Source organism: Lactobacillus sp. PSON, assembly GCF_052615405.1.
Window position 1 is genome coordinate 258,134 of record NZ_JBQXFW010000003.1, and the last position, 15,011, is coordinate 273,144.

Annotated in this window: 2 protein-coding genes; both read left to right on the top strand. The window is 34.5% G+C overall.

Features of this window, described 5'->3' with window-relative positions:
* Positions 1-33: 33 nt before the first annotated feature.
* Positions 34-11,901: a mucin-binding protein gene (locus ACTHPI_RS03145; RefSeq protein ID WP_445352725.1), complete on the top strand. Its 11,868-nt coding sequence runs from the start codon at positions 34-36 to the stop codon at positions 11,899-11,901.
* A 244-nt stretch (positions 11,902-12,145) separates the two neighbouring features.
* On the top strand, positions 12,146-15,011 hold a 2,866-nt coding region (locus tag ACTHPI_RS03150), incomplete at its 3' end, for a YSIRK-type signal peptide-containing protein (protein ID WP_445352726.1).

Below are 15,011 nucleotides of genomic sequence, written 5' to 3' on the forward strand. Positions count from 1 at the left end.
TACTCCAGTGAATATAATATGGGAGGCTGAAACATGGTTTCAAAAAATAATTATGCTGAAAGAATGGAGGAAACTTCTAATCGTCAATCACACTTCGGTATTCGTAAATTAACGATAGGAGCTGTTTCCGTTCTTTTAGGAACAACTTTATGGATGAGTACAAGTGCAAATGTTACACATGCTGATGCAAAGGATGAAAATGATAAATCTGTTGATGAAAACCATAGTCAAAACGTAGATTCAACTACTCCTAAAAAAGCAGTAGTTGAAGTTAATAATAAAACTATACAAAATTCAACATCTCAAACTAACCAAAATACTTCTAAGCAAAATGTTGATCAAAATCAAAAAGCGAATAATACAACAAAGACACCTAGTAACAAGCAAGCTGCAGCTAATGTTGATACTACTCAAAAAGTAGAAAATGCTGCAGCTAAGACTACTAATTCTGCTCAAAAGCAAAATTTAAATCAAACAAATAAACAAGCTAATGATACTGCTTTGCAAGTTCAAAAGCAAAAAGCAGCAAAAGCTGAACAAAATACTACAAATCAAACTAATATAGATAAAGATATTAATAATAAAATTACTAAAAGTGCCACAAGGGATGCTTTAAATACTGCTGATACTTCTAAACAAGCAGCAAATATTGAAGAAAAAGCACAATCTAGTAAAAATATTTCGAATACTAAAAATGATATCTCTAAAGCTGGACAAAGTGGTATAACAGAAAAAAGTGAACTTTCTCCAGCTGAACTAAATATCCTTAAGGCTATTGTTGCAAAAAATGACCAAACAAATAAGCAAGCTGATTTGTCTAAATATAGTGCAGCTCAATTAAAGAAATTATTCAATGCTTCATTTGTTAAAGATGATAGTTCAAGCGATACGCCTGTAGATTTGAATACTTTTACGCCTGATTTTCATTATAGTCAAAATCCAAACGCTTTATATAATGGTCAATTACAATATTCTATAGCTAAAGATGGTGCAACTAATTCTACTTTTAACTACACTACTGATATAGATGACCCAGGTAAAAATTTATACTTCTATAAAAATGGTAAATTACAAGTTACATTATCAGATGCAGCTCCAGATGGAGATTCAAGACATCTTACTAAAAGAAACTTTACTGTTTATCCAAATGATGTACTTCCTGGAAGTAGTTATCAGGGTGGGGAGTATAATATACTTCAGTCAAGTTTAACCGTTGGAGCATATACATATAGTAGATTTAAATATACGGACTTAAAAACAAAAAAAGTTTATTATGCTGGTGAAGTAAGAGCGACGAGTGGACATGGTAAATTTAATGCTTTGGCTATGGATGGAATACCCGCTAATTATGCCCCAGAAAATAATTGGCCAGCTCAAGGTAGTCCTGTTGTAGGAACAGCTAGTCAAACTATTACATATATTAATGCTGATACTGGAGAAATTATGAAGCAGTTTACTTCAAAAAATGCCAGTTCAGGTAGTAATTATAATATTACTGATGCTGCACTTAATAAGATAAACTTTGATGGTAAGATTTATGATCGTGTAATACCTGAAAATGTTAAGTCTACAGGTGATAAGATATATGATCAAACATATACTTCATCTAATATCTCTGATGCAGCAATTAACAAAGTTATTGCTACTAATAATGGTTTAGAGATTAAAGCAGGTGATATTTGGAATGAACCTTTAACAGGAACAGTAAGTAATAGTCGTAAAGGCGATATTACAATGTCATCTACTGATTATGGTTACTTATTAGTTTATATAACTCAGCAAATAAATAATGAAGGAAGTGTGGATCTTAATACTTTTCTTTTGAACACTGGTGACCAATTTACACCGGATAAATATATTATACAAAATGTATATTTAATGAATTTTAAATCCTCTGATCCATTATTTAAAGGTCCAAATAGGTATGGACTTAGCGGGTTAAATATTTCTTCAAAGTCTCCCTTCGGAGGAGAGTATGGAATTCCACGTATTACAAGCCCTAATGATTATAAAGATGCCATCGGTGTAAATGGTGCTCATGATGGTCACCAAGACTTCGTATTCTTTTACCGCGCACCGTCAACCCCAACTCCTCCAACTCCAATTGATACTTATCATGCAGAAACTGAATCAAAAGTAATCCATCGTACTATTAATTACTATGATAAAGTAACCGGTCAACCAATTCCTGCTGATGTAATTAGAAAAGCTGGTTCAAACGTTACTAACCCAACATTAGGTGATGTAACCTTTACTAGAAGCAAGGTATATGATCAAGATAATAAGTTTGTAGGATATGGTACAGTTGTAGACGGTAAGTATGTTCCAACTAGCACTAAGTTTGCAGATGGTTGGACTACTCAATCTAACACTTTAGGCGAAGTTATTTCACCAAACTTAACTTCTCAATATTACACTGCTCCAACTGGTGGTCTTGATGCAACAGCTTCTAGCACCGAAAATGGTTCCGAAGTTCCTTCATGGACTGTAATGCCAACAGATTCTAACCGTGTTTATAATATTTATTACGGTCACCAAACTGAACCAATTAATAAGACAGAAACTGTTAAACGTATTTTCCACTATATTTTCACAGACTCTGATGTTGAAGGGAAACCTGGTAATGGTAGTGATAAGACTTATTCTAAAGCTCCGCAAACCGTTACCTTCAAAGAAACTGGCACTAAGGACTTATTAACTGGTCAAGAAGATGTAACTTGGACTCCAGAAAGTGGTACTTTAGCACAATTTATTCCGCAAGAAATTCCAGGTTATAAACTTAAGTATGTTTACAATGATGGTGAATCAACTCCAGTTAAAGATGGTGCGGTTGAAGTTACTGTAACACCAAATTCTCAAAATCACTCTGCAACCTTTATCTATGATCCAGATCCAACTATTCAAAAAGCACGTGTAACTATTGTTGATATGGATGAGCATAATAAGGAGCTTACCCACTTTACCAACTATAATGGTGAAGCAGGTGAACCAATTAAGTTTACTGTAAATAATTCTAATATTGATGGTTCACAACAAGCCCTTACTTCTTATTTGAATTCTGGATATGTATTTGTTAAGGCTGTAGAAGGAAATGTAATTCAAGATGCAACAACTGCAGCCCAAATTACAGGTACAAGTATTTCAAGCGGTAGTGGTAAGAATGTCACAGTTTCTTATGGTGACTTCTGGAATAAGCCAGAAATTCAGTACTTCACTATTTATCTAAAGCATGGCAAGAGTGAACACGTTGAAAAGGGTACAACTACATCAACAGTTCACTACTTAGTTGAAGGAAATGCTGAAAACAAGCCAAAAGCTCCGGAAGATAACGTTCAAACAGTTAACTGGACTAAGACAGATACTACTGATTTAGTAACTGGTGAAACTACTTACGGTGATTGGACTACTGATATTAAGCAATATAAGGATGTTCCAACACCTCCTATCAAAGATTACACTCCATCTCTTGATAATGTTCCCGGCGAAAAGACAGAATATGGTAAAAATCCTTACACTATTGTAACTTATACACCAAATACTCCATCTGAAGTAACTGCTCAAAAAGCTACTATTGAAGTAATTGATAAAACTGAAAACAAGGTTTTAGGTACCTTTAATAATGACGATGGTGTTGCAGGAACTCAAATTACTTTCCAAGGATTAGATCCTACAGTTCAGGCTTACATTAATAATGGATATGTATTTAATAGTGCCTTTAATGTTACAGATGGTGAACCAGGCACTTCTATTCAAGATGGTAAAGATAGTTGGAAGTTGCCAGACTTTGATGATATCAAAGACAATGTTCAAAAGTTTAAGATTTACTTAGTCCATGGTACAAAAGAAGAAAAAATTCCATCTACTGCCCAAGTTCACTATATTATGTCAGATGGTACTAAAGCTCCTGCCGATAGTCCTAAGCAAACCATTATCTTTACTAATACTGTTGACGCTGTAACTGGAGAAGTTGAAAAATCTGTTCCTGATAAGACTAGTTTTACCCCAGTAAATTCTCCAAAAGTTTCCGGTTATACTCCAAGTCAAGAAACAGTAACCTTCTCAGCACCAATTGCTGGACAAGATCAATTAGTAAATGTTATTTATACTCCAGAATCTCAAGCACTTCAACATGCTAATTTGAAGATTGTTGACAAGACAGAAAACAAAGTTTTAGTTTCTGGTTTGACTGATCAAGGGGATGCAGGAACTCAAATTGTCTTTCCAAGTGAACAAAGTATTGTAGAAACTTTCCTTAATAATGGTTATAAGTTCGACAGTGCAATTAATGATGAAACTAACTCTTCAATTGGTACGTCAGCTGATAGTATTAAGTTCCCTGTTTTTGATAATGATCCAGAAAAGAGCCAAGACTTTACTATTTACTTAGTACATGCTACAGCTCCAGTAAATCCAGATAATCCAGGTGCTGGCTATACTAAAGCAGATTTAGAAAAAACAGTAAATCGCATTATTAACTATGTTGATGAAAATGGTACTAAGATTGCCGATTCAATTAATTCAAATGTAGTCTTCATTGGACAAGGCGTTAGAGATAAAGTAACTAATAAACTTGTAAACCTTGACAAGAATGGCAATATTGTTAATGAAGGTGGTAAATTAACATGGACTTATAAAGTTGACGGCGGTTCAAGTGAAGATGGCAACACCTATACTTTCCCAGCAACTCAAAAGCGTCCAACCATTGATTACAATAGTATTACTTATAATTACAACCATGTTGATAATGCAAGCTATGATGGAGGAGACGGTAGTGTTAAAGAGTATACAGTTACTGCACCAAATGATGTGAACAACTTAACTGTTAATGTAGTTTATAATCCAGTACAGGAAGGAACTACTTATCATTACGGTAAGAATCCAGAAGAAAAGACAGTAACTCGTACTATTAACTATTATGATAAAGTAACAGGTGAGCCGATTCCTGCTAGTTTAATTAAAGATAACCCAGTAGTTCAAAATGCTACAATTACTCGTCAAATTGTATTAGATAATAAAGGTAATGTTGTAGGATACGGTAAGATTTCTGAAGATGGTAAGACCTTTACTCCAAATGATAGCTGGACAACTGATGATAAGTCTTGGAGTGAGGTTGTTTCACCAGATTTAACTAAATATGGTTATACAGCTCCTGATGTTAAAGAAGTTGCTCATGTAACTGTTGATTCCTCTACTAAAGATCAGACCATTAATGTTTACTATGGTCATGAAACTATTCCGGTAACTCCAGATAATCCAGAAAATCCTAATGTTCCAATTAATCCAGATGATCCAGACGGGCCTAAGTATCCAGAAGGCTTAACGAAGCAAGATCTTGAAGAAACTGTAACTCGTACAATTCATTATGTTGGAGTTAACAGTGATGGAACAACTACTCCAGTTGATGGAGCTCCTGATGGTAAGAGTGACTATGTACAAACAGCAACCTTTACTAAACATGCAATTGTTGACAAGGTAACTGGTAAGATTTTGGGATATGATATTAATAATGATGACAAAGTTGACATTGAAGATTCAAGTCGTGCATGGATTCCATATAGCACGGAATTTAAAGCGGTAGATTCTAAGTCGCCAGCAAGTGTTCTTGATAAAGAGGGCAAGCCATTTAATTCAGTTGATATACCAGTTGTTCCAGCAACTAGCGTTTTACCAACAAGCAAGTTTAGCGATATTACAGTAACTTATCGTAATACTGGTACAACTCCTACGGTAACTTATAAGGGAACTAAAGAAGAAAAAGAAGTAGTTCGTAATATTACTTATATGGATAGCGTAACTAATACTGCTATTCCAGAAAATTTAGCAAAACCGCAAATTCAAACTGTAAACCTTATTAGATATAGAATCAACGATAGTAATGGTAACTTTATTGGGTATGGAACTGTTTCTGAAGATGGTAAAAGTTATACTATTAATCCTAATAATCCAGCTGGATGGAATACAGGAAAATGGACAGAAGTAACTTCTCCGAACTTGGAGAATTATGGCTACACTGCACCTGACATTAAGATAGTTCCAAAAGTAACAGTAACAGGAGCTACTGAAAATAGTAAAGTGATAGTTTACTATGGTCATGAAACTATTCCAGTACAGCCAAATAATCCAAAGACACCAACTGATCCAATTAATCCGCAGGATCCTAATGGACCGAAGTACCCAGACGGCGTTGATAAGAATCAATTGAACAAGACAATTACTCGTACTATTAACTATGTAAATACTAATGGTGACAAAGTTGATGGTGCTCCAGATGGTAAAGATACTTATAAGCAGGAAGTCACCTTTACTCGTACTGCAATTGTCGATAAAGTAACTGGTAAGTTACTTGGTTATGATACAAATAATGATGGCAAAGCTGATCTTGGTGTAAATGAAGGAGACCGTGCGTGGACACCAGTTTCATCAACATTTGATGCAGTAAAGTCAAAAGCTCCAAAAGAAGTTGGTTATGACTCAGTAAATATTCCTACAGTTGGTGCAGAAGTTGTAACTCCTGCTGATAATGATAGCGTCGTAACGGTTGTATATTCTAAGAATGAAACGCCACCAACTCCAACTCAAGAAAATCAATCAGCTCAACTTACTATTATTGATAGAAATGATCCAAAGAATTTAATCACTTTAAATACTTATGATGCAAATGGTAAGTCTGATACTCCAATTTCATTTAGTGGTTCTCAAGCTTATGTAAATCAATTAATTACTATGGGATACAAGTTAGATGGTTTTGTTTCAGATACAGGTCAAGAAAGCAATCCAAAGACCTATAGTGAGATTAAGTTTGGTAATTATGATAATGATAGTAAAGTTGAACAAAAATTTATTCTTTATCTAGTTCACACCACAACAGAAGTTACTCCAAATAAGCCTGGTCATCCAGGAGACCCAGTAAATCCAGATAATCCTGATGGGCCAAAGTATCCAGCTGGAACTTCTGAAAGTGATGTAGTAGAAAATGCTACTCAAACTATAACTTATCACTATAGTGATAATTCTAGACCTGACACTACTAAAGTAATCACTAAAGATAAAGCATTTACTAGGACCATTACTTTTGACAATGTAACTGGTAAAATTATTACAACTACTGATTGGACACCAAATAATACGACGTTTGAAAAAGTACCAACTCCAGTAGTTCAAGACTATCATGCAAATAAAAAAGAAGCTGGTGGACTAACTGCAACTCCTCAAGATCCAAATGTTAAAGATGAAGTCATTTACTATCCAAATGGTAAAATTGTACCAGTTGATCCAGAAGGCAACCATATTCCTGGTACTAATACACCAAGCTTCCCAACTGATCCAGATGATCCAACTAAGGTAGACACAGGAATTGTACCTAATGTTCCTGATACTTGGACTCCTGAAAATCCAAATGAAAAACCAGGAGATCCAGTGGATCCAAATCCAAATGATCCATCTAAGAATGTAGAAGTTCCATTTAAGCCAGTAACACCAACTCCTACAACAGATAAAGGATCAATTACGGTTACTGTTTATGATGTAACTGATAACAAAGACTTGCCAGAATACGGTAAATCAAGTGGTAGTGAAGATGTTGGAACTAAGTTTACATATGATAAAGCTACAACAATCACTGATCTTGAAAATAAAGGTTATAGAGTAATTAATCCAAATGTGACAATTCCAAATGAAATAGCCAAAGGTAATCAGACTGTAACAATTTATGTAGAACATGGAACCACTCCAGTAAATCCGGACAACCCAGGCAAGCCAGGTGAACCAATTAATCCAAATGATCCAGATGGACCAAAGTGGCCAGATAATACTGGAGAAGATAGTTTAACTAAGACAATTACTCGTACTATTGATTACATTAATAATACTGGTAAAACAATTGCTTCACCTGTTGTACAAACAGTCAAGTTTACTGAAAGTGGTACTTTAGATAAAGTAACTGGTAAATGGATTACCCCATTGACTTGGAATAAGACTAGTGAGGAAGTTCCATCTCAAGTTTCACCAACTATTAAGGGTTACCATGTAGTAAGTGTAAGTAGGGATGCTGATGGTAATAATGTTGGAGCAGCTACTATTAAAAATACCGATAGCAGTTATAAGGTAATTGTAACTTATGCACCGAATGGTACAACCGTTAAAAATAATCAAACTGTTCCATCCAGCCAGATTGTCAAGTTTGTTGATGAAAGTGGTAAAGAAATTTATCAACAAAATAAACAAACTTATACTTTCGTTTATAGTGGTGATACTATAGATGAAACAACAGGAGCAATTATCGATCAAGGTAAATGGAATGAACAAACTCATACCTATGATACAGTTTCTGTGCCAGTAATTGATGGCTATGTAGCTATTAGTGGCTACATTAATCAAGATGGAAAATTTGTGGCAGGTGGTTTAACTGCAACTCACGAAAATCCAGATGTTGTAGCAACTGTAGTTTATGCTAAAATTGGTAAAATCGTTCCAGTTGATCCAGAAGGTAAAGATATTCCAGATGCACCAACACCAAATTATAAGAATGATCCAAATGATCCAACTAAGGTAGTTCCAAATGAACCAGTACCATCAATTCCAGGTTACACTCCAAATGTTCCAAATATAACTCCAGATAATCCAACTAAAGATACTCATGTACCTTATACTCCAAATGTAAATGATCAAGGTCAAGTAATAGTTATTGTTCACGATAATACAACTAATACTGATATTCCACAGTATGGATATGATTCTGGTGAACAAAAAGTTGGCGATAAGGTTGATTATGATAAGACTAAAGTTATTACTAACCTTGAAAATCAAGGTTATAAAGTAATCAACCCAGATGTCACGATTCCAGGTGAAATTACTAAAGGTACACAAAAAGTAACTATTTATGTAGAACATGGTTTGATACCTGTAACTCCAGATAATCCAGGTCAGCCTGGTCAACCAATTAATCCAAACGATCCAGATGGACCAAAATGGCCAGATGATACTGGAAAAGATGCCTTGATTAAGACTGGTACACAAATTATTCATTATGAAGGTGCTGGCAGTCAAACACCTAAAGATAATGTAGAGACTACTGAGTTTAACCATGATATGGTAATTGATAAGGTAACAGGTAAGATTGTTAAAGATAATGGCTGGACACCTAGTGATCATAAATTTGGTACAGTAGCTACTCCAGTAATTGAAGGGTACCATGCTGATAAAGAGATTGCTGGTGGATTGACAGTTACTCCTGATAAGCTTAAAGCAGAGGAAACTGTAACTTATATGCCAAATGGTCATATTGTTCCAGTTGACCCAGAAGGAAACAAGATCCCAAATGCTCCAACTCCACAATATCCAACTAATCCAGATAACCCTACAAAAGTAACACCAAATGAGCCAGTACCATCAATTCCAGGCTATACTCCAGAAGTACCAACAGTAACTCCAAAGAATCCTGGTAAAGACACAACCGTTATTTACACTCCAATTCCAAAAGATAAGGGTCAAATAATTGTCGTTGTTCATGACAATACAACTAATACTGACATTCCAAAGTATGGTTATGACTCTGGTGAACAAAAAGTTGGCGATAAAATTGATTATGATAAGACTAAGGTTATTACTGATCTTGAAAATCAAGGTTATAAAGTAATTAATCCTGATGTTACAATTCCAAGTGAAATTACAAAGGGTTCACAAAAAGTTGTAATTTATGTAGAACATGGAACAACACCAGTAAATCCAGATAATCCAGGCAAACCAGGTCAACCAATTAATCCTAACGATCCAGATGGACCTAAGTGGCCAGATAATACTGGAAAAGATAATATAAGTAAAGATATTACTAGAACTATAACTTTTGTAAATAGTGAAGGTAAAGAAGTTCATGCTCCGGTAGAACAAACTGTTCACTTTACAGCTCATGGTGTAATTGATAATGTAACTGGTAAATGGATTACTCCTCTTACTTGGAGTCCAGCTCAGACTGTTGATAGTCAAAATGTACCATTTGTTCAAAATTACCACGTAACTACTATTAGTAAAGATGGTAATGATAATAATACTGAAGTTAAGGCTGTAACTATTACTCATGATGAAACGAGTTATAAAGTAGTAGTTACTTATGAACCAAATGGTCATATTGTTCCAGTTGACCCAGAAGGAAATAAGATTCCAAATGCTCCAACTCCACAATATCCAACTAATCCAGATAACCCTACAAAAGTAACACCAAATGAGCCAGTACCATCAATTCCAGGCTATACTCCAGAAGTACCAACAGTAACTCCAAAGAATCCGGGCAAAGATACTACAGTTATTTACACTCCAAATCCAAAAGATAAGGGTCAAATAATAATTATTGTTCATGATAATACAACTAATACTGATATTCCAAAGTATGGTTATGACTCTGGTGAACAAAAAGTTGGCGATAAAGTTGATTACGACAAGACCAAGGTTATTACTGATCTTGAAAATCAAGGTTATAAAGTAATTAATCCTGATGTTACAATTCCAGATAAAATTACAAAGGGCCCACAAAAGATAACTATTTATGTAGAACATGATTTAGTACCTGTAAACCCAGATAATCCAGGTCAACCAGGTCAACCAATCAATCCTAACGATCCAAATGGACCTAAGTGGCCAGAAGATACTGGAAAAGATGCTTTGACTAAGACTGGTACTCAAACTATTACTTATCAAGGAGCCGGTAGTCAAACTCCTAAAGAGAGTGTGACAACTGTTAGTTTTGAACATCACTTAGTAATAGATAAAGTAACAGGTAAGATTGTTAAAGATAATGGTTGGACTCCAGCTTCTCAAACTTATCAAAAGATTACTTCACCAACTATTGCTGGCTATACTCCAAATCAAAGTGTAGTAGGTGGAGATACTGTGAAAGCTACCGAATCTAATATCAATCGTCATTACACTGTAACTTATACTAAAGATGAGACTCCAGTTACTCCAGTAACACCAACACCTGAGCCATCAGTAACTACAGTAATAGGTAAACAAACAATAACCTTTATAGATGGTGATAACAATACTCCATTAAAAGAAGCAGATGTTCAAACTCACACATTTACTATTACTAATGGAGTTCCAGATCAAAATAGTTACACATTTGGTAAAATTACTGTCCCAGTAATTAAAGGTTATGTTGCAGAAATTAAGACTGCAGGTGGTAAAACCGTAACACCACAAGATCCTGATGCAAGTGTTGTAGTAATTTATCATAAGATTGGTAAAATTGTGCCAGTAGATCCAGATCATAATCCAATTCCAGGAGCAGATACTCCACAATATGAAAATGATCCAAATGATCCAACTAAGGTAGAGCCAAATGAACCAGTACCATCAATTGATGGTTATACACCAAGTCAAAGTACAGTAACACCAGATAATCCGACTAAAAATACTGAAGTTGTTTATACTAAGAAGACAACCCCAGATGAGCCGGATGAACCAAATGAACCGGATGATACTTCTGATGAACCAGAAAATCCGAAGCCACCAAAGAAACACCACGAAAACAATAAACCAAAACCATCAACTCCAAAGAATAATTATAATTACAATAATGCACCACATTCTCAAAGTGGTTATTGGAATAATGTCGGGCCTCACGGTCAATGGAGCAATAATGTTGCACCACATGGTCAAAGTGTAAATGGCTGGAACAATAATATTGGACCCCATGGTGAACATGTAGATGCAAATGGTGATATTATTTCTGCAAGTGGTACGATTATTGGCTATATTGATAAAAATGGTAAAGCTCATTACACAAAGACTCTTCCAAAAACTGGTTCAAACCAAAATCAAAGCGAAATAGCTACAGCTATTGGATTGACAGCAGCTGGACTTACCATGTTAGGACTTGCAGGTGTTAAAAAACGTAGAAAGAGATAAGTGATAAAATAAAGTAAAAATTTTAATTAAAAAAAAGACAAGTTATCGAAAATCAATAGTAAAAATTGATTAATAGATAACTTGTTTTTTTAGTGTTTCACAATAGTATTTTTTAAGTAAACATGCTAAAATTATAGCGTTTAGTTGACATTGCTAATTTTATTGTTTCATGTTTTTTAACATGATAAAGTGTTATGATTAAAGTATAGAAAAATAAGGAAACTAAGATTTTTGGAGGCTGAATATGGTTTCAAAAAATAATCATATTAAAAGAATGGAGGAGGCTGCTGAGCGCCAATCCCATTTTGGAATTAGGAAGCTGACAGTAGGTGCTGCTTCTGTTTTATTAGGTACAACTTTATGGATGGGTACAAACTCTGCAACTGTTCATGCTGATACAAGTAACAATGAAGATAAGGATATTACCGATGAAAGTCATAGTCAAAAAGTAAATTCATCTGTAGATACTTCTATTGCTAAAAAGGCAGTTGTTCAAGTTCAAAGCGACAATCAAGTTGCTGATTCTGATGCTGCTAATGTAAATCAAAATATTAATGTTGAAGCAGGTACTGTTGAAAAAAATTCTGATAATAAAAAAGTAAACAAAAAAAGTAATAATGTTGAAAATAATAAAAATACTACAACACTAAATACACCACAATCTGAAAAATTAAATAATAATCAAGAAAGTGTTGCTGCAGATACTGAAAAAAGTAATAATCCTGTATCAAAAAACACTATAAATAATAATGAAGTAAATCAAAATACTCAAACTGCGCTTGAAATACAAAAGCAAAAAGCCAAAGCTGTTGAACAACAAAATCAAAGTGATATACAAATTGCTAAGGATTCAACTTCTACAACTAAAGCTGCATTGCCAGAAGACACTCTTTCATCTAAAGGAACCGCTGGTAATATAACTAAGAAAAATATAAATTCGGATAAAAATACAGTAACAGATAAGCAAGTTGATCTTTTTAAAACAGGTTTGGAAGGAAAAACTGAAAAAACTAACTTATCAACTGCTGAAACTAATTTACTTAAAACTACTGTAAATAGCTTAACTAATAAAGATAATCAAATTGATGTTCAAAAGTTAAGTCAAAAGCAAGTTTCTCAATTACTTAAAGCCTCATTAGCTGTTCAAACTAGTGCTAATGCTGATAATCCAAGTATTACTTATACTGATCCAGTTTATAAGTATGCTGTTCCAAGTGGCGCTCCAGCTACGATTTCAGGAAAAAATGTATCTAAAGATTTAATTACATTTGCTCAATTTCAAACGGCACATGGTGGAATCGTCACTTTTTGGACAGATCGGGATAATCCAGGGGACAATGTTTACTACTATGTAAAAGACAAAGGAGCATCTGGAGTAATACATGGTACTGGTGATGGTTATAAAGGAATGCTTGATAGTCACTGGATGGACGAAGGTACAATTGTTAATTACCGTATAACAGATCCTAATAGTGTCAATCAAAGTTCTGCTGGCTTAATAGGTAATTTATCTACTGAACTTTATGAAAAAGACTTATATTCAGATGACGGTAAAGGTGCAATTTGGGCTACTCACACTCCAATCAAAGTAACTCAACATATTCGTTATCTTGATATAGATACTGGTAAAGAAGTTCATCCTGAATATAGTCAAACAGGTCTTTCTTCACAGCGCTATAATATTAAAAATGCAGTTCTTGATATTCCAGACTATACTTATGTTTCTCCTGAAGAAGCAATGAGTAAGTATGCTAATTCTTCAGTAGTACAACAAAATAAAGATGAAATTAATGCACCATATTCTGGTAGTTTAAGTAGTACAGTTGTTGGTAAATACCAAATTGGGGTATTGATGACTGATTATCTTTATGGAAAAACCATTACTACTGTAGAGCGTAAATATATTGATAAAAAAGGAAATCAATATGTAAAGGTTTATTATGGGACGCCAGCTAACCCTAAACAAGAACTAGTAGGGCAAAAAACTTTAATGGTAGGTGAAGATTATCATGTAAATGATAAGAACCATACTGCCATTACTAACGGTAGTTCACCTGCAAATGATAATTTAGTTATTTTATATAAGAAGAATACGCCTAAACATATCATTACCTCTCAAACAACTAGGAAGACTGTTACTGAAACAGTTAACTACAAATATGAGGGAAATGATGGCAGTGGTTATAATCCAGGTGATACTGCTCATGAAAGTTACCATGCTAGTTTAACTTTTATAGGTACAGCATACCTAGATGAAACTACTGGGAAGTATGTAACTGGTCCAGATGGTACAACTGAAGTCACTAATCAAAGCGACCCATATACTTGGGTTCTTAAAGGAACTAATAGTGATAATGGTACTTTTAATTCAGTAAATTCTCCAGCAATTGATAATTTTAAGATTACCCGTGTTGAAGATTCTTCATATAATGATGGTAATGGTAATGTTAAAGAAGTACCAAATATAAATCATAATTCGAATAATGTAGAAGTAACTGTTTGGTACAAAACTACCAAACCAACTACACCTACTTACAAGGCTACTACTGAAGAAAAATCAGTTACTCGTACTATTAACTACTACGACAAGGTAACTGGACAACGTATCCCTCAAAGTGTAATTGATAAGAGTGATGTTAAGGTTTCTAACCCTGTAACTGAAACTGCCACATTTACTCGTAGTACTATTACTGATAGCAACGGTAAGTTTATTGGCTATGGTACTGTAACTAATGATGGTAAGAGTTATACTATTGATAACAACGGTGATATTGGTGATGGCTGGACTGTTGAAAATGGTAAGACTAGATTTGCAATTCAAAATTCACCAGATTTAACCGCTCAACATTACACTGCTCCAACTGGTGGATTGAATGCGACAGCTGAGACTCCAGATGATGGTTCTGAAGTTGAAAGTTGGAAGATTACTCCAGAAGATCTTGGTACTAGTCGTGTATACAACATTTACTACGGTCACGAAACTCAACCAATCCACAAGACTGAAACAGTAGAACGTAACTTCCACTACATTTTTACTGATTCAGATGTAGAAGGCAAGCCAGGCAATGGTTCTACTCAAACCTACTCTAAGGCTCCTCAAACTGTAACCT